22 protein-coding genes are annotated in these 18276 nt (G+C 46.9%); 6 read left to right on the top strand and 16 right to left on the bottom strand.

Annotated features, from left to right (window positions below; translation table 11 throughout):
- Positions 1–84: 84 nt before the first annotated feature.
- From BBP27_RS00780 to BBP27_RS00765, 4 genes are all read right to left on the bottom strand, one after another.
- Complete coding sequence (locus tag BBP27_RS00780) at positions 85–2379, bottom strand: NosR/NirI family protein (RefSeq protein WP_188211837.1); 2295 nt, start codon at positions 2377–2379, stop codon at positions 85–87.
- Between the two features lie 470 nt (positions 2380–2849).
- Entirely contained in the window at positions 2850–3911 is a 1062-nt protein-coding gene (porB, locus tag BBP27_RS00775) for a trimeric porin PorB (protein WP_188211838.1), read from the bottom strand.
- Positions 3912–4225: 314 nt separating this feature from the next.
- Positions 4226–5071, bottom strand: coding sequence for a tRNA pseudouridine(38-40) synthase TruA (truA, locus tag BBP27_RS00770; protein ID WP_188211839.1), 846 nt, complete (start codon positions 5069–5071; stop codon positions 4226–4228).
- Between the two features lie 231 nt (positions 5072–5302).
- Positions 5303–7222: a motility hub landmark protein FimV gene (locus BBP27_RS00765; RefSeq protein ID WP_188211840.1), complete on the bottom strand. Its 1920-nt coding sequence runs from the start codon at positions 7220–7222 to the stop codon at positions 5303–5305.
- 353 nt (positions 7223–7575) lie between these two features.
- Between BBP27_RS00765 and BBP27_RS00760 the strand changes: the two genes are divergently transcribed.
- The 6 genes from BBP27_RS00760 (at position 7576) to dtd (ending at position 10962) form a co-directional block, all read left to right on the top strand.
- Positions 7576–8109 (top strand): septation protein A, encoded by a 534-nt coding sequence (locus BBP27_RS00760; protein WP_070836890.1) that lies wholly within the window; start codon positions 7576–7578, stop codon positions 8107–8109.
- Positions 8109–8399 (top strand): YciI family protein, encoded by a 291-nt coding sequence (locus BBP27_RS00755; RefSeq protein ID WP_004519663.1) that lies wholly within the window; start codon positions 8109–8111, stop codon positions 8397–8399. The genes BBP27_RS00760 and BBP27_RS00755 overlap by 1 nt, the downstream gene beginning before the upstream one ends.
- A complete protein-coding gene (locus BBP27_RS00750; protein ID WP_188211841.1) occupies positions 8396–8668 on the top strand; it encodes a BolA family protein in 273 nt (90 codons plus the stop codon). The genes BBP27_RS00755 and BBP27_RS00750 overlap by 4 nt, the downstream gene beginning before the upstream one ends.
- A 51-nt stretch (positions 8669–8719) precedes the next feature.
- Complete coding sequence (locus BBP27_RS00745) at positions 8720–9592, top strand: peptidylprolyl isomerase (protein ID WP_188211842.1); 873 nt, start codon at positions 8720–8722, stop codon at positions 9590–9592.
- Positions 9593–9637: 45 nt separating this feature from the next.
- Complete coding sequence (locus BBP27_RS00740) at positions 9638–10402, top strand: peptidylprolyl isomerase (protein ID WP_188211843.1); 765 nt, start codon at positions 9638–9640, stop codon at positions 10400–10402.
- Positions 10403–10500: 98 nt separating this feature from the next.
- Positions 10501–10962, top strand: coding sequence for a D-aminoacyl-tRNA deacylase (gene dtd, locus BBP27_RS00735; protein ID WP_003748635.1), 462 nt, complete (start codon positions 10501–10503; stop codon positions 10960–10962).
- Between the two features lie 59 nt (positions 10963–11021).
- On the opposite strand, the gene BBP27_RS00730 is transcribed toward dtd, so the two are convergent.
- The 12 genes from BBP27_RS00730 to BBP27_RS00675 all read right to left on the bottom strand — a co-directional run bounded on the left by BBP27_RS00730 (position 11022) and on the right by BBP27_RS00675 (position 18114).
- Positions 11022–11540, bottom strand: coding sequence for a gluconokinase, GntK/IdnK-type (locus BBP27_RS00730; RefSeq protein WP_188211844.1), 519 nt, complete (start codon positions 11538–11540; stop codon positions 11022–11024).
- Positions 11541–11631: 91 nt separating this feature from the next.
- A complete protein-coding gene (locus tag BBP27_RS00725) occupies positions 11632–13017 on the bottom strand; it encodes a GntP family permease (RefSeq protein ID WP_070814810.1) in 1386 nt (461 codons plus the stop codon).
- A gap of 292 nt (positions 13018–13309) precedes the next feature.
- On the bottom strand, positions 13310–13549 hold the full coding sequence (locus BBP27_RS00720) for a nitroreductase family protein (RefSeq protein WP_223168936.1): 240 nt from the start codon (positions 13547–13549) through the stop codon (positions 13310–13312).
- A gap of 15 nt (positions 13550–13564) precedes the next feature.
- Positions 13565–13816 carry a nitroreductase family protein gene (locus BBP27_RS00715; protein ID WP_265511143.1) on the bottom strand — a complete coding sequence of 84 codons (252 nt, stop codon included), beginning with the start codon at positions 13814–13816 and terminating at the stop codon, positions 13565–13567.
- A gap of 221 nt (positions 13817–14037) precedes the next feature.
- On the bottom strand, positions 14038–14814 hold the full coding sequence (gene tatC, locus BBP27_RS00710; RefSeq protein ID WP_036493177.1) for a twin-arginine translocase subunit TatC: 777 nt from the start codon (positions 14812–14814) through the stop codon (positions 14038–14040).
- A gap of 15 nt (positions 14815–14829) precedes the next feature.
- Positions 14830–15492 carry a Sec-independent protein translocase protein TatB gene (tatB, locus tag BBP27_RS00705; RefSeq protein WP_188211845.1) on the bottom strand — a complete coding sequence of 221 codons (663 nt, stop codon included), beginning with the start codon at positions 15490–15492 and terminating at the stop codon, positions 14830–14832.
- A 3-nt stretch (positions 15493–15495) separates the two neighbouring features.
- Entirely contained in the window at positions 15496–15699 is a 204-nt protein-coding gene (tatA, locus tag BBP27_RS00700) for a Sec-independent protein translocase subunit TatA (protein WP_003679438.1), read from the bottom strand.
- Between the two features lie 41 nt (positions 15700–15740).
- The gene (locus BBP27_RS00695) at positions 15741–16064 is read right to left on the bottom strand and encodes a histidine triad nucleotide-binding protein (protein ID WP_003748648.1); all 324 of its coding nucleotides are present in this window, start codon (positions 16062–16064) and stop codon (positions 15741–15743) included.
- A gap of 118 nt (positions 16065–16182) precedes the next feature.
- Positions 16183–16506, bottom strand: a complete 324-nt coding sequence (locus BBP27_RS00690) for a phosphoribosyl-ATP diphosphatase (RefSeq protein ID WP_128582220.1) — start codon at positions 16504–16506, stop codon at positions 16183–16185.
- Between the two features lie 31 nt (positions 16507–16537).
- On the bottom strand, positions 16538–16945 hold the full coding sequence (gene hisI, locus BBP27_RS00685) for a phosphoribosyl-AMP cyclohydrolase (RefSeq protein ID WP_004519653.1): 408 nt from the start codon (positions 16943–16945) through the stop codon (positions 16538–16540).
- Between the two features lie 43 nt (positions 16946–16988).
- Positions 16989–17756, bottom strand: a complete 768-nt coding sequence (gene hisF / locus BBP27_RS00680; RefSeq protein ID WP_188211846.1) for an imidazole glycerol phosphate synthase subunit HisF — start codon at positions 17754–17756, stop codon at positions 16989–16991.
- A 40-nt stretch (positions 17757–17796) separates the two neighbouring features.
- Positions 17797–18114, bottom strand: coding sequence for a hypothetical protein (locus BBP27_RS00675; RefSeq protein WP_036493171.1), 318 nt, complete (start codon positions 18112–18114; stop codon positions 17797–17799).
- Positions 18115–18276 lie beyond the last annotated feature (162 nt).

Genomic DNA, 18276 nt, shown 5'->3' with positions numbered 1-18276 from the left:
CGGCCGATTTTTCAGACGGCCTGCCGATGAAAAACTTTCTAAGTCGGGCTGCCGATACAGCCCTCTTTTTTTATTGATAAATTACTACTTGTCGACACTGATTGCCGATTCTTTTTTAACAAACTGGACGACTTGTTCTTGGGCATTTTGCGTTGCTGCCGCATCATGCTGTTCAGCTTTTGCCGCCGCTTGTTTTTGTTTTTTCTTATTCGTTGCCACTACTTGAGGACAACGCGTATCGTGATGATACATTACCTGACAATGCAGACATTGGATACATTCGTTCGGATGAATGTCGCCTTCTGGTGCGATTGCCTGTACTGGACATTCGTGTGTACAAATCTGGCATGGGTTACCGCACATTTTATAACGGCGCAACCAATCAAACACACGGAAGCGGCCCGGCAATGCGATACCTGCACCCAAAGGACACAGATAACGGCAGAAGAAACGTTCGATGAACAAGCCTGCAACCAGCAAAGCGGCGGCGAACAGAACGAACCACCATTCACGCATGAATTTCAAAATAATTGCAGTTTTGAAAGGCTCAATTTCAGCAAATTTTTCAGCCGTACCCAAATCGTACAGGGAAATTGCCAACAAGGCGAAGAAAATTACATATTTAATCGCACTCAGACGGGTATGCAACAAGTGTGGCACTGTAATTTGTTTCAGACCCAATTTTTTGGCGATACGGTTGGTTAACTCTTGCAATGCACCGAAAGGACACAGCCATCCACAGAATGTACCGCGGTTCCACAACAGCATGGTCGCCGCCGTAAAGAGCCACAAAATGAATACCAGCGGATCCATCAGGAAGAATTCCCAGTGGAATTCAGTCAAAATGGCTGAGAACAACGTCAAAGTATTCACTACCGATAATTGTGCCTGAGCATACCAGCCGATATAAAACAGCGTAAAGGTCAGGAAACAGAGACGGAATCGGTCATACCATTTTTCGTAACGGACAATCCAGTCTTGGAACAGGAATACCAACAGAAGAATTGTCAAAGCAATACCAACAACTACGATTTGACCTTGTTTGGCTTTCCAAACCTGTTTCCAAAGTTGGTTGGATACGCCTTCCTCAGCCGTTGCATCTTCTGCAATACCTGTACTTTCTTCCGGAGCAGAGGCTGCCGCAGCCACCGGCTCAACCGGTGCACTGATTTCAACCGGCGGTGCTTTAGGATCGTCAACGTAATAGCCTTTTGGCAATTCATAATCCAAATCGGCAGTTACAAATGCCTTATCATTTACGCTCAATACGCGTTGGATCATCAATTGCAAACGCCATGGCTCAGCACCATCAAATTCTACACCTTCGGGGATGGTGAACCAAGAAACCTCTTTAAATGCGGGCGCACCTTCGGCGGATAAAGCAACTACACGTTCATGTTGCGCATCGGTAAAGCGGAAGCTGGTATCGCCTTGAATCATTTCAATACGGTCAAAGATACCGCCGCGGACATAACCCGAACCTTTCCAAGAATAGCGACCCTCGCCGGCCACCATCACAGCTTCTTGGCCAGGTTTCAAACGTTTTTGCAGGTTGTTCCAACCAGCTTCACCTAAAAGGCTTTTACCGATGGAAGGTTGGCTGACCAAGGCAACATACAGATCAATAAATGTATCATTACCATCGCCCTGCTCCGCATGATCTGCCACACCTGCTTTACCGCTTTTCTCAAACAGTTTATTGATTTCGTCGATAGAAATATGCAGATGACCGACGGCTTTTTGTTCCAAAAGCGCATTCCATGACAGGATATCTTGTTTGTCTTGATTGGCAACACGACGCGGACGGGTTTGAACGGCAGGTTCTGCAGACTGTTCGCCGGAAGCAGCTGCCGTACCGGCTTGAACTGCTTTATCTGTACCCAAATGATATTGATGGATTACTGCTTTAACAGAGCGCTGAATACTGTCATTGATGACCATCAGGGTTACAGTCGCACCACTAATAATATCCCCTGGTGCAACACCTGGTTGAGGCGGGTTTTTAATAAAATTTAAGCCGATATATTTGTCAATGAATTTATCGACACGGGATTGCGGGATACCGATCAGCATAATCGGCTCATGATGTTCAACCAATTTTGCGCCGGCAATAGTGCCATCATTGGCCAAGGCAACCATCGTATCGATCGGTTTGCTCGAATAACCGCGCGTATTAACTACGTCAGTCGTGATATAAACCAAGCCAAGCTGCTCTTCACCCTTGTATACGCGAGCAACCAAGGGCTTACCTTCTGGCTTACCGTAGCGGTCAGCACCTGGGAAAATTTCAGACGGCTGAACTTTTGCCAAGAAATCAGGCAAGCGTTCCGCGTAAGCAGGCAGGCTTACCATCATCACGAAAAATACAGCAAACAGCATAAGGATTCGTTTCCAAATGCCACTTAAACACTTTATTTCAAGGCAGGACATGGCTATTCCCGATATATCGATACTCTAAACACTGATATTATATGAATCATCCATCGGCGATAATTTGATTAAAATCAAGTTTACAAATCTTAAAACCAAATTCTATATGCTAATAATACTTTAGAACTATATTGAACAATCCCATCTTTAGCAGACATGAAACACAGTAAAATCAACCCGATTCAACAAATCTTACTATATTATTAATTTATTTATAATAATACTCAAAATAATTCCCAAAATCCTATTCAGCATATATTAAAGCAGAATACAAAGATTCGATTTTAATTTCAATAGGCCGTCTGAAAATAATTCAGAAAATACTTTACTCCACTCTTTCAACAACAAATGTACTTTCCACACAAACAAAAAGAGCCTGTATAACACAGGCTCTTTTTTCAGACTAATCTTAAGTCAGATTAGAATTTGTGACGCAGGCCAACAGTACCAGCAGTTTTCTCGTATTTAGCATCGCCTTTGCCTTCTTTCAACCAGCCGGCTGACAACAGGGCAGAAGTGCGTTTAGAGAAGTCGTAGTCAGCACCAACGATAACTTGGTTGTAAGCGCTGTTCTCTTGTTTCACGCCGTTTTCTTTAGCTTTGAAGCCGTGAGCGTAAGAAACACGAGGAGTTACGTTACCGAAGCGGTAAGCAGCAGTTGCACCAACTTCAGTACGTTCGTTTTTCTTAGCACCAGCTACGTCAGCTTTGAAACCTTCGTATTGACCTACAACAGCAACCATCAGGTTGTTAGCATCGTAACCAGCAGTCAGACGGTGGGCTTGGTGATCTTTGTAAGTACCGGCAGCCAAAGTAGTATTGCCGTTGAATGCATCCAAGTAGCCAGCATCCAAATCAGCACGTTTAGCATAAGAACCAGCATAGCGACCGAAGAAGCCAGAGTTTTCGTAGTTCAGGCCCAAATCGTAAGATTCACGGCTTTTCACAACGTGAGTGTATTTGTCGCCAGGATTAGCATTGTCGCGAGGTTGGTATTGTACGCTTGTACTGAAACCACCAAATACAGGAGAGTCGTAACGTACAGACACTTTACGAGTATCTACACGTTTGATTTTACCCAGTTGCAGGGCGTCTGCGTTAGCGGCACCAGATTCCCAAGGGTCGAAGCTGTCGCTGCTGTCTTTCAGAGCAGTGTTCAGGTTACCGGCACGAACTTTACCGAAGCCACCTTCCAAACCGATGAAAGATTCACGGTTAGCAAAACCAGAGTCACCACCGGCGATAGAAGTGTTTTGTTCAACTTGCCAGATAGCATTCAGGTTGTTACCCAAGTGTTCGTGGCCTTTGAAGCCGATGCGAGAACCGTAGTCAGCAATCTCAGTAGCAGTTTTAGAAGTAGCTTTACCCACTTTTACTTTAGAAATTTCAACGCCGGCTTTAACTTGACCGTACAGAGTCACATCAGCCATAGCTGCAACAGGCAGAGCTGCCAAAGTCAGAGCAATCAGAGATTTTTTCATTGCTGTATTCCTTTTCTATTGTGAAGAAATAACTTAAGCAGACCGGACAATCCGCTTAGGCTTACATTATCGCTGGAATCAGCGATTCCATGACTGTTACTATAATTGCTCCTCTCTAAAAAAACAAACTTTATTCAATCCACCCCCACCACCATTGAAACCCAGCAAAGGCAAACACAGCCTAGAAAAAGGAAATTTATTATTTAAAATCAATGATAAATTTCTTTTAAAACCAATTGTGCATTTTTACAACACTTTGTTAATTTACACATCAATCACGCTATTTTGTTGCTTTTATACCAACAATCCGTCAATTAGGCCGTCTGAAAAACATTACCCGAAACATTCATCCACTCAGGCAGAGGCAGTCTTACCACCCCAAACTCATCAGGATAATCGACACCTGTCAAATACAGGCCGTCAGACATAAAGGTCGGAGGCGCTTTCAATCTGCTTCTTGCATGAAAGATTGACTGAAATTCATCCACACTGATCCTGCCACTTCCTACATATACCAATGCGCCCATGATATTGCGCACCATATGATGCAAGAATGCATTTCCATGCAAATCAAGGCACAAATAACGAGGAGTCCCACTAATACTTGCTCTATACAGCGTTTTTATCGGCGATTTTGCCTGGCATTCAGCCGCTCGAAAACTGGAGAAGTCATGTTCACCCTCCAATAAAGCAGCAGCCTGCCTCATCAGATTTAAATCTAATTTCAAATGCGTCCACCCCACCCTGCCGACCAACAACGGAGAGCGAACCGGAGATGATTCCAGCAAATAACGGTAATGCCGGCCATAAGCATCAAATCGGGCATTGAAATGTGGTGCAACTTTTTGTGCAAGCAATACAGCCACACCGTCAGGCAAATGCGCATTGACTCCACGCACCCACGCTTGCTCCGGACGGCTTACAGATGTATCAAAGTGTACAACCTGAGCTGTCGCATGCACACCCGTATCCGTCCTTCCTGCAACAATCGTATTAATCCGCTCTCCTGCTATTGAAGTTAATGCCTGCTCTAAGGCCGTCTGAACAGTCGGCAGGTCTCCTGCCTGTTTTTGCCAGCCATAAAAACGGCTTCCGTCATAAGATAGAGTTAAAGCCCAACGCTGGACGGAATGTCCTGTTGTATTCGTTTGTTCGGTCATTTCTTATACTTCTTATAAATGGATATTGTTGTCCACGCTCAAATAACAAATATTAAAAGGCGTGATCATCACACGCCTCTCATCATGTATTTCAGACGGCCTTTATCTTCGTCCACCATAGAACTGCCATGCAATACTGTCATATCTAAAAATGGATTCGGCCCAAATCTCATCTTTTAATTTACCATAAAAAAGATGCCGTCTGAAACGGCATCTTCATTTGACTGACACTTATGCGCCAAGTTCTTTCATCAGTTTTTGGGCTTTATATAGAATATCGCCTTCAGCTTCTTCAATCAGCCCTTGCAATGTTTCGCGGGCTGCCTCAGGATCACCGATTTCGATATACATCTTGGCCAAATCATATTTAGCCTCGAGCGGAGCAGTCATACCGACTGATTCTGAAACAAAGCCTCTTTCGCTATTACTTTTATCGGCGGCCACTGAAACATCTTCAGCTTCCCATTCCAATGCACCTTCTTCAATCACAAACTCGGAAGCAGCTTCTTCTTTCTCTGCTTCTTCTTTGGTTTCTTGAATTTGTACGTCCTGATCTTGCTTGACATCAAATGGCAGCACATGGTCGTCTGAATTTTCAGGCGTTTCTACTGTAAACTCTAGCAGCTCTTCATTTCGCTCAGGCATGACAACAGATACCGGCTGATACGGATTTTCCGGCTCGGGTTCATACACGCTTTCTGTCGACTCAATATTGTCCCAATCCGCATGACGGCGTTGCTCTGTTTCTGCATCATGCGTTACTGCACTGGAAAGAATGCCTGCCTGACTATGGTCAATCTTGCCCAAATCAAGTTTGACATCGTCAACATTGGAAGATTCTTCTACTTCATTGATAACGATATCATCTTCAAAATCATCTTCGACAAGCAAACCTTCTTGAGTTTTTTCAGACGGCGTTACTTTGCTTGCGGCAACCGCAGCAGCGGCTGAAGCAGCAGCACTTTTCTGTACAGGCTTTTCTTCATCCTTACGGCTTGCAGGTGCGGCTTTCGGCTCGTCTTTACGCTTACCGGCAGCTCTCAACAACAACCAAGCAGCAATAAGGGCTGCGCCGCCTGCCAACAACCATTTCCACAAATTGCCGTCTGATTCACTCTCTGCCGGCTCTGCAGCAGAATCAGTCGTAGCGACAGGTTCTGAAGCCAATACATTCTCTTGGTTATCGGAAGCCATAACATCTTGAACATCGGAAGCAGGAGCTGCTGATGCTGCATTTTCATTGACAGCCACAGATGCTGCTTGCTCTGTTTGCGCAGCTGAAGCTTGTTTCACTTCTTCCTGTTGCTGAAGATTTGCGCCGGCATCTTTAACCTGAGTTTCAGTCTGAACATCAAGCTGAGTAACAGGTTTTTCTGTTTTAGCTTCTGTTGTATTGGCGGCCTCATTGCCTTTTTCCGGCGCCGTATCGGCTTTAACAGGCGAAGAAGCAGCCAAGCGTTGCAATTCGCTACGGCTCGGGATATTCAGCACTTTACCTGCCAACATACGGTTGGCATTGTTATCAATAAACACATTCGGATTGGCATTAACCAACGCTTGAATAGTTTGATCCAAGGTCATACCTTGCGGACGGATGCTGGACGCAATGGCAATCAGGGTTTCACCCGTACGCACCAAATGCTGTCTGCCTGAACGTACGGCCGTATCGTTTTTAGCAGAGGCCGTCTGAACTTGTTTTTTCTCAGCCTTACGCTGCGCATCTTTACGCACTTGAACTGCCTGATTGCCTGTTGCTTTATTGTTTTTTGTGGCAGGCTGTTGGGCATTGCGCGTCGGCTCGAAGGTTTGGGATTCGGCAGCCTGACGGGTGCGGACGGATGCCGCATCTTTAGCGTCGTATCCGGCCGGATCAATGATGGCAGTGTATTCACGCGATTGCGCGCCCACACCTACTTGGAAAACCAAAACAGGATCTTTAATGGCTTTAGAAGAACGAATCGTAACGACTGCCTTATCGCCTGATTTGCGTACTGCCGCGCGCAAATTGCCATTTGAAATAGTGGCATTGCCGCCGTTAAGCAGAGCCTGGGCTTCCTCGCCTGTTACGGTAATACTGCCTGTAAAAGGCTCGCCCAAATGAGATTGAACGTTCAAACCGCCCAAACCTGCAGAAGCACTGAGCGATGTCATTAAAGCGATAGAAGCTGTAATTAATTTAATATTGTGATGTTTTTTCAAAACTGATCCCCTGTTCGGAAATTATGGTACTGACCAATGTGCGCGCATTTAACCATATATTTACTAGATATTACGTCATGATATATTTTTAACCCATTCCTGCCAAGCAATACAGGCCATTCAGCCTGAAATTCCTTGGTAAATCTATTACTTTTGCATGCTTGTGTTTCTTTTTTACAAATTTCTCCGACCCAAAACAAATATTTTATATAAATATATGCGGCATTAAAGTCATGAGGGAAGGTGCAAAAAAACACATCTGCCTGTATGATTAGCATTTACTCAATTAGTTTCATCATTAACATATGAAAGTTTTGAGCGACTTATTCGCCGTATTCTTATTTTTCATTACATACATCATCACCAAAGACATGATTGCCGCAACGGCTGTTGCGGTTGTAGTCGGCATTGCCCAAGCTGCACTGACCTTTTGGAAACACCACAAGCTGGACACCATGCAATGGATCAGCCTGATTTTGATTGTCTTTTTTGGCGGTGCAACGATTTTACTGAAAGACAACCGCTTCATCATGTGGAAACCGACCGTTCTGTTTTGGATCGGCGCGATCGTCATGCTGTTTAGTCATCTTGCCGGTAAAAACGGGCTAAAAGCCGTGATGGGTAAAGAAATGCAGCTTCCTGATTTTGTATGGACGCGCCTGACTTATGCATGGATTGGCTTCCTGATTTTTATGGGGGCTGCCAATCTCTTTGTCTTTACGTATTTTCCAGACCAATGGGTCAATTACAAATTGTTCGGCACATTGGGTTTCACAATCATTTTTTCTATCGCACAGGGCATGTATCTGATGCGTTTCCAGCCTAAGGAGGATCAATAATGGAATATTTCATGCTTTTGGCCACTGATGCCGAAGATGTCCACGAAGCACGCATGGCGGCACGCCCCGCGCATTTGGCACGTTTGGAAGAATTGAAAGCGCAAGGCCGCCTGCTGACTGCCGGCCCCAATCCCCTGCCGGATAATCCGGAACGCGTCTCCGGCAGCCTGATTGTGGCTCAATTTGAGTCTTTAGACGCCGCACAAGAATGGGCCGAACAAGACCCTTACGTCGATGCCGGCGTATACGCCGAAGTCTTGATCAAACCCTTTAAAGCCGTGTTCAAATGAGCAATATGCGTCAAATGATTGAAGAACGCCTGCAGGCACTTGAGCCTGAGTTCTTCGATTTTGAAGATGAGAGCCATCTGCACGCCGGCCATGCCGGCAATAAAGGCGGCGGGCATTATGCGATACTGGTGGTCAGCAACACATTTGAAAATATCGGCCGCCTCCAACGGCAACGTATGATTAAGCAGCTTTTACAAGACTTGTTTTCAGACGGCCTGATTCATGCGCTCAGCATCAAAGCAACCACGCCGGATGAATACTTCCATTAAGATTACCGCCCAAACTTTGATTTCCAATCATTAATTTAGAAGAGAAATACGATGAAAAAAACCTACTTTGCTTCAGCCTTGATGCTCGCTCTGACTTCCGGCACCCTGTTTGCCCAAACTTTGGTTACCGTCAACGGCCAGGCCATCGACAGCAGCGTTATTGACGACCAAGTGGCTTCCGTACGCACCAGCAATCCTAACATTCAAGATACGCCTGAATTGCGCCAAATGCTGACTGAACGTCAAGTTATCAGCACTGTGGTTACCCAAGAAGCCAAAAAATTAAAGTTGGATCAAAGCGCTGAATTCAAAGCGGCACTGGAGCAAGCACGTGCCGATGCCGCCAAGCAAGGAGCGGATAAAAAGCCCACATTCAAAACCGAATGGGCGGCTTTTGAAAATGATTTGTTAGGCCAAGCTTTCGCGGCACACATCATCCGCCAATTTCCTGTTCAAGAAAAAGATGTCAAAGCCGCTTACAATGATTTCAGCAACTTCTATAAAGGCACCCAAGAAGTCCAACTGGGCGAAATCGTAACCGACAGCAACAGCAATGCCCAAAAAGCCATTGCCGACTTGGACGCGAAAAAAAGCTTTGCTTCGGTATTGAACCAATATTCAATTGATGAAGCAGCCAAAAAAGCCGGCGGCATCCCTAAAGCTTATGTTCCGCTCAAAGATTTACAAGAATCAGCACCTCCGCTTTATGCAGCCGTCAAAGACCTGAAAAAAGGCGCGCACACTAAAACGCCACTACAAAACGGTAATCTGTATGCCGTCTTCTATGTCAATGACCGCCGTAACGTTACCGTACCTTCTTACGAAGCCTCTAAAAACGAGATTGGCAGCGATTTACAGGGTGCCCGTGTCAATGCGGCCATTCAATCATTGCTGAAAAAAGCCAGCATCAAAGTCAACAAGTAATATAACGTGCCCGCCGTTTATAGCGGCGGGCAATAAGGAACTCACATGAACATCAAGCCCAAAACTGCCGTTTTGGCCATCCTTACCCTGTCGACGATCGGTTTGGCAACCGCCAAAGCACCTGAAATCGATCCCGCCCGTATCGACAGCATGGTTGCCGAAGTATTGAGACAGGCCGATCAACATCCCAACCAGACTGCCAAACCCGATGGTCAGGCAATCCGCAAAGATGTGGTTACACGCTTGCAGACTTTGGAAATCTTGAAAAATGAAGCCTTCAAAGCTGGTTTGGACAAAGATGCGGAAGTACAGAATCAGTTCAAAAACGTTGAAGCTGAGTTCTATGCCAACCAATACGCTGCTTATCTAGAACGTCAAACCGCAGTTGACGATGCCGAGTTGCGCCGTTTCTACGACCAGCAAACACGCATTATCAAGCTGCAACAAGTCAGCTTTGCCTCAGCCGACGAAGTACGCGCCGCGCAAGAACTGCTGCTCAAAGGCTTGTCATTCGAAGAGCTGATGAAGCGCTATCCTAACCCAGAACAAGAATTTGACGGCTTCATTTCTCCGCAACAGCTTCCTCCCCAACTGGCCGTTGCTTTTGCCGACATGACCCGGGGCGACGTAACGCATGAGCCGATTCAGATGGAAAACCGTTTTTATCTGTTTAAACTCAGCGCGGTAGAGCATGATCCGAATGCCGAACCTTTCGAGCTGGTACGCAACCAAATTGCCCAAGCTGTCAAACGGCAAAAAGTTAATAATCAGATCGAACGCATCTTAAAAGAAAACGGCATTAATCCGTAAATTGATTCAATGGTTTCAGACCGTCTGAAACCATACTCCAACCCAAAGGGCGTGTGTTTTACGCCCTTTTTTACAAACTTCTTTTATTCAAAAACATCATGCGCGCCGTTATTCAAAAAGTTACCCAAGCCAAAGTTGACGTTTTGTCCGAAAACTCCCGCGAAACCTGCGGAAAAATCGACAACGGATTTATGATATTGCTCGGCGTTACCCACGCCGACACGGAAGCAGACGCCAAATACATTGCGGATAAAACCGCCAACCTGCGCATCTTTGAAGACGAAAACGGCAAATTAAATTTATCGCTCAAAGATGTCGGCGGCTCGATATTATTGGTTTCCCAGTTTACCCTTTACGCCGATGCACGCAGCGGCCGCCGTCCGTCCTTCTCCAATGCCGCCCCTGCCGAACAAGCGGATAAGCTTTATCAATATACCGCGCAACTTTTGCGCGAACATGGACTGACTGTCGAAACCGGCAGATTCCAAACCCATATGCAGGTTTCCCTTTGCAATGACGGGCCGGTTACCTTATTGCTTGACTCGCAAAAAACATTCTAAATCCCATCAAAAAAGGCCGTCTGAAAGATTTCAGACGGCCTTTCCATTTCTGATCATTACTAAATCAAGCCTTGCGCTTTCACCCAATTCACAATATCTGCCTCAACGGCTTCAGGCAAACCCGGATTGTCGATTTTGACACCGTACTCATCAGCACCCAGCTCTTCCAAAATCTCCAGCTGCGAATCCAGCATTCCGGCTTTCATATAATGCCCCTGACGCGACAGCATACGTTCAAGATTGATTGCTTGAGGCGGAGTCAGATGAATAAAAGCCACCTTCCCTTCCGCACCACGCAGAATATCGCGATAGTGATGCTTGAGTGCGGAACAAGTAACGATGGAATATTTTTCCCCGTTTTTTGCCTGCTCTGTCATCCAGTCACGCAAATTGCCCAGCCAAGGATAGCGGTCTTCATCCGTCAGCGGAATACCGGCACCCATCTTGTCGCGGTTGGCTTGGGTATGAAAATCATCGCCTTCGGCATAGGGACATTGATCAAGATATTTTTGCAACGAGAGTGCGGCAGTGGTTTTACCGCAACCGCATACGCCCATCATGACAAAATGTGTCGTCACTTTTCTACTCCTTGTTTATCTGGATTTTAACGGTATTTGAAAACAGGCGGATTGTGTTATCTCAAAAACACTATCCGCCGGCCGTTTTCGATTAAACCAAGATAAACAACACTGACGATAAAGCAAAACCGATGAGTGCGATAAGTGTTTGGTTGACCGTCCATGTCTTCAAGGTCGTCGGCACATCCATATCCAACAGACGGCCGACAAGCCAGAAGCCTGAGTCGTTAAAGTGGCTGCAACCGACAGAACCCGCCGCCGTCGCCAATACCACGCAAGTAATCTGCCAATCGCTGAAACCTGCCGCCGCAACGGCCGGTGCCATCAACGCGGCAGCGGTAGTCAGGGCAACAGTCGCAGAACCTTGCGCAATACGCAAAGCCAAAGCCACCAAGAAACAGCCCAGCAAAACGGGAATACCCAAGTCAGCCATGCTGTCGGCCAAAGCCTTACCGATACCGGAAGCACGCAATACGCCGCCGAACATACCGCCCGCACCGGTAATCAAAATAACCGAACAAACCGGGCCCAATGCGCCATCAATGGTTTTCTCCAAAGCGCTGGCTTTTTCGCCACGTTTACTGCCCAATACATACAGGGCCACCAAAACAGAAATCAGCAAAGCAATCGGTGTCGAACCGAGCATTCGCGCAAACTGCACCCAGCCTTCATCCGCACTGACCATTTTCTCGCTGATCAGAGTAGACAAACCAGTATTCAAGAAAATCAACAGCATAGGAATCAGCATAATACCGATGACTGTAGATGCTTTTGCAGGCGCTTTCGGTTGGTCGTTATCTTGCGTACCGCCGCTGAGCAGATCAGGAACGGGCACATGAATGCTGCGACCCAAAACTTTACCCAATAAATAGCCACTGAAATACCAAGTAATCAAGGTAACCGGCAAACCCAAAATTAGCAGTTGACCAATATTTGCACCATAAAATTCAGAAGCGGCAATCGGGCCGGGATGAGGCGGCAGGAAGACGTGCATGACGGAAAATGCGCCAATAGATGCCAACGCATAGGGCAAAACAGTTTGCTTCATGCGGCGTGCCGTTGCAAACACAATCGGCAACATCACCACCAAACCGGCATCAAAGAAAATCGGAAAACCGAAAATCAAAGAAGCCACGCCTAAGGCAAACGGCGCACGTTTTTCACCAAAAATCCGAATCAGCGCATCTGCCAAAGATTGGGCACCGCCGGAAGTTTCCACCAAACGGCCGAGCATTGCGCCCAAACCGACCAACAACGCCACGCTGCCGAGCGTGCCGCCAAAGTTTTTGACCAACACATCATTGACGATGCTGCCCATAGGCAGGCCTGTTACGATAGCAGTCAGCAGGCTGACCAATACCAACGTCAGCAAAGCATGAACACGCAGTTTCACAATTAAAATCAAAATCAGCAAAATTGCCGCCGCCGCAATACCGAGCAAAGTACCAGCACTCAGCGTTTGAGTCCAACCATCCATTTTGAAGCCTTTCTCTGTAAGAAAAATACAAATTTATTAATGTTTTTTAACATATATGAATACGATAACACATTTATCCATGAAATCGTACGGCTGAATCCGGTCAAAATATAAGCATCTATTTTTCCAAACCCTTTTTGTAAGATGCTTGAAAAATAAGGAGGACAAAGAAAAACAAGAACAATAAAAAGGCCGTCTGAAAAGTAGTTTATTTTCAGACGGCCTGACATTATGCTTCTCAATAAGATAGAAACAGATGGCTTTTTCAAAGATCTGAAACCAAGCCCCTCGGTTATACCTGGGTAAAAATTACCTCGTTTTCCAAACGTGATTTCGGCAATTTGGCATTAAAATCATCTTCGGCGCGATAGCCCAATGCGACAACGGCAACAGCACGATAACCTTTTTCAGCCAAACCAAATTCTTGATCCAAAACAGCCATATCCACCCCTTCCAACGGAACGGCATCCACACCCAAGGCCGCGGCGGCAAACAGGGTAAAGCCCAAATTAATATGAACTTGTCTCGACAACCATTGGGTTTCGTCTTACATTTGATTGCGGTGGATACCCAAGAAAGTACGGCGCGCATTATCGCCCATTTGCTTATTTTCGGCCGTAGCAAAACGTCCGTCTTTATCTTCCTGTTCTAACACGCCTGCCAAATAGTCATCATCGGCATACACCCGCGCCGCAAATACGATTACATGAGAAGCGTTGATGATTTTGGGCAGGTTGTACGGAAAATTTTCTGCAGATTTGGCTACCCGTGCTTTCCCTGCTTCATTATCCGTAATCACAAAATGCCAAGGTTGGATATTGACGCTGGAAGGACTGTAGCGCAGTGCCGCTTCGATTTGGGCAAAATCTTCGGCTGAAATATTTTTTTGGAGGCATCAAAAGATTTGGTGCTGTAACGTTTTTGTACGATATCCTGAACATTCATCATGTTGCTCCTTAAAATTTAAAACTGTCATAAACACAAAGGCCGTCTGAAAAATCCTTCAGACGGCCTTTATTCTCAAATTTCCGCCGGCGGTTGCGGTTTATCCTCATCTTCCTGCTGCGTTTTGGCCTTGGCAAAACGGCTGAACCAAATGCCGGCTTCGTAGAGCAGAATCAGCGGAACGGCAAGCAGGGTTTGAGAAATCACGTCAGGCGGCGTGATGATTGCGGCCACGATAAACGCACCCACGATAACATACGGACGGGCGTTCTTAAGCTGAGCGGTCGAAACAATGCCCATTTTTGCAAGCAACACCACAACGACGGGTACTTCAAACGTCGTACCGAATGCGACAAACATGCCCAAAATAAAGGACAGGTATTTGTCGATATCGGTCGCCATATTGACGCCGACAGGGGTTACACCGGCCAAGAATTTGAAAATAACGGGAAACACCAGAAAATAGGCAAACGCCATACCGACGAAGAAAAGCGTTACGCTGGACAACACCAGCGGCGTAATCAAACGCTTTTCGTTTTGGTATAAGGCCGGGGCGACAAACGCCCAGACTTGATACAGCGTGTGCGGCAAGGACAGCAGAAACGCCGCCATCAAGGTAACCTTCACCGGCACAAAAAACGGCGCGATCACATCGGTCGCAATCATGCTGGTATCTTTAGGCAGATTGGCCATCAATGGTTCGGCAACAAAAGTATAGAGCTGCTGGGCAAACGGCATCATGCCCAAGAAGCAGACGACGATGCCGATGACGATCCACATCATGCGGCGGCGCAGCTCGAGAAGATGCTCGATAAGCGGTTGGACGGGTTGTTCGTGTTGAGGTTCGGACACCGGTTGACTCACTTTTTACTTACGGACGCGCAGTTTGGGTTTGGCGTGGAATTTCGGGCGCATATCGCGCTTGCGGCTCATCGCCTGCTTACGCAGAGATGTCGTATGCAGCGGAGGAACATCGGCGGCAGGAGCTTCGACATAGCTGACTTCAACCGCCGGAGCGGGGGAAACCGATGCGGTCAAATACTCACGCCAAGCGCGGTCTTGCTCGGACTCGGCATTTTCAGCCCCGGCAGGCTCTTGGGTTTGCGCTGCCCCACCCTCTTCAGAAACTTGGGCCGCACTTTCATTTTCAGTGCTGCTTGGCGCCAAATCAGGCAGAGGATTACCGAACTCGTCCACACCAAAATCAGCTGGCGTTTTTTGTTCGGGCAGGCGCTCCCACGGTTTGAGGCCGTCTGAAATATCATTCAGATTTTTTTGTGCATCATCGCCCAAGTCTTTGATACCGTCGCGAAACTCCGAAGCGGCGGCTTCAAATTCCTGCTTGACTTTGCGCAATTCATCCAACTCAGCCTGAGTATTGAGCTCCTGCTTGACGTTGTTGACGAATCCTTGCAATTTACCGACCAAACGCCCGGCCGTGCGCGCGGCTTGCGGCAGACGTTCGGGGCCTAACACTATCAGGGCGACAACGCCGACCAGCAGCAATTCGCCCAAACCGAAATCAAACATGGATTATGCTTTGTCTTCGTCTTTTTTGTGTTCGATGACTTCGTCTTTTTTGGCATCTTTGCCGTCTGTACCTTCGTTCAGGCCTTGTTTGAAGTCATGCACTGCACCGCCGAGGTCTTTGCCGACGTTGCGCAATTTTTTGGTACCGAATACCAAAACGACAATAATCAGTACGATAATCCAGTGCCAGAGAGAGAAGCTACCCATGATAAATCCTTGAATTTGTTTAATTTAAAAAGAGATAATAATTATGCGGGCGTACCCATGATATGGATATGCAGGTGGAAGACTTCTTGTCCGCCGCCTTTGCCTGTGTTGATCAGGGTTTTGAAACCGTCGGTCAAACCTGCCTCTTGGGCGATTTGAGGGACTTTCAACATCATTTTACCCAACAGGGTTTGATGTTCGGCAGTGGCGTGTGCCAGTGAATCGAAGTGTACTTTCGGAATCAGCAGCAGATGTACCGGTGCGGCAGGGCGGATGTCTTTAAAACAAAGCATCTCATCGTCTTCGTAAACGGTTTGTGCCGGAATATCTTTGGCGGCGATTTTGCAGAAAATACAATTATCCATAATGGCTCCAATGGCCGTCTGAAAACGGGCGTAACGGGTTTCGCCAAACAAAGTGAAATCGTTTTTGCCCCAAGAGACGGATTCTGAAACAAGTCAAATACGGGATTGTAATATAAATTCAAGATTCTTTGCGAGAAGCTTTTTCCACCAATCCCGACAAACCTTGACGGCGCGCAAGCTCGTTGACCACATCTTCGGCGCGTAAGTCATGATGCGCCAATAAAACCATGGTGTGAAACCACAAATCCGCCACTTCGTAAACCAAATGTTCGCCGCCGCCATCTTTAGAAGCCATCAAGGTTTCACCTGCTTCCTCGATGACTTTTTTCAAAATCTTGTCTTCGCCTTTGTGCAACAGTTGGGCAACGTAAGAAGCATCGGGATCGCCGCCTTTGCGCGAATCGATGACGTTTTGAATTTGGGTAAGGATGGTATCGGTCATGGTCGGTTTCTCTTATTTCTTTCAGACGGCCTTAAGGATGTTTATGTCCGTAAATTGCTTCTTCGTCTTTCAACACGGCATCCACTGTCTGCCATGCGCCGTCTTGCCAAACTTTGTAAAAACAGCTTTCGCGCCCGGTATGACAGGCAATGCCGCCGTTTTGTTCAATCAACATAACCACAGCGTCGCCATCGCAATCCAGGCGCAATTCGTGTACTTTTTGCGTATGCCCGGACTCTTCGCCCTTCATCCATTGTTTTTGGCGGGAACGGCTGTAATAGTGGGCAAAACCAGTTTCTACGGTTTTTTGCAGGGCTTCGGCGTTCATCCAGGCGACCATCAGCACACGGTGTGTCTGCCAATCTTGGGCAATGGCGCAAACCAAACCTTTTTCATCAAATTTTACGGCATTCAGCAGCGTTTCGTTTATATTCGACATTCGCGTTTTCTCCCATATTTTTCAGACGGCCTTTGGGTAACAATCACAAACGCACTTCGATTCCTGCTTCGCGCATGGCCAGTTTTGCTTCGCGGATACTCGCTTCGCCAAAGTGGAAAATACTGGCGGCCAATACCGCATCGGCCTTCCCTTCTTTAATACCGTCCACCAAGTGTTGAACCGAACCGACGCCGCCGGAAGCAATGACCGGAATATCGACCGCTTCACTGACCGCGCGTGTCAACGGCAGGTTGAAACCTTGCTTGGTGCCGTCCCGGTCCATGCTGGTCAGCAAAATCTCGCCTGCGCCGCGCCGCTGCATTTCAACAGCCCATTCCACCGCGTCCAAACCGGTCGGATTACGTCCGCCGTGGGTAAAGATTTCCCAACGGGTGTTTTCAGGGTTGACCGCTTTGGCATCGACAGCAACGACAATCGCCTGAGAACCAAAAAAACCGGCCGCTTCGTTGACCAAATCAGGATTGGTTACGGCAGCTGTATTGATGCTGGCCTTATCGGCACCGGCATTGAGCAGGCGGCGGATATCGGCAACCGTACGCACACCGCCGCCGACTGTCAATGGAATAAAAACTTGCGAAGCGACCGCCTCGATAACGTACAAAATAGTATCGCGATTGTCGCTGGAAGCGGTGATGTCCAAAAAGGTCAACTCATCCGCACCTTCATCATTGTAGCGTTTGGCAACGTCAACCGGATTGCCTGCATCGCGCAAACCCAAAAAGTTGACGCCTTTTACCACGCGGCCGTCTTTTACATCCAGACAAGGAATAATTCGTTTTGCCAATGCCATACCCAATACCTCTTATCCGTTATCAGGCCGTCTGAAACCGTCAGGCCAAAAATTTGCCCAACCAATCCGGCAAATGTTGCAACAGCTGAAAATAACCGATACCGGCCATCATCGCCAACACGCAGGAAATAATAAAATTGCTGTCGATACGGCCGACAATGGCGAAAATCAACCCGGCAAATGCCCATATTATCCCGTTGAAAATCATCCAATAGGTATCGATAATCGGCAAATCAAACGCCGTCAGCTGCCGCAATATCACTGCAATCAGTGTAAACCACAAACTTTCGCTTAGCGGATACACTTCGCGGTCAGATGACCAGATAATCCAAAAACCCAAAACAAACGCTTCAAGCATACTAATCCCTTAATAAAATATCGATTGGGTTGTTTTTATAATTATTTCAAACAAATATAAACCCATAACCTATACAGGCAATCCCTTTGAGTGCATTTTTATGTGCTGCGTCAGCCGCTGCGTTTTAATGGCCTGCAAGGTCTTATCCGCATAATCCGACAC

The organism is Neisseria sp. RH3002v2g (assembly GCF_014596425.2).
In the GTDB taxonomy this organism is placed as follows: Bacteria; Pseudomonadota; Gammaproteobacteria; order Burkholderiales; family Neisseriaceae; genus Neisseria.
The sequence above is the reverse complement of the archived record's forward strand: the minus strand, read 5'-3'. Positions and strand labels throughout refer to the sequence as shown.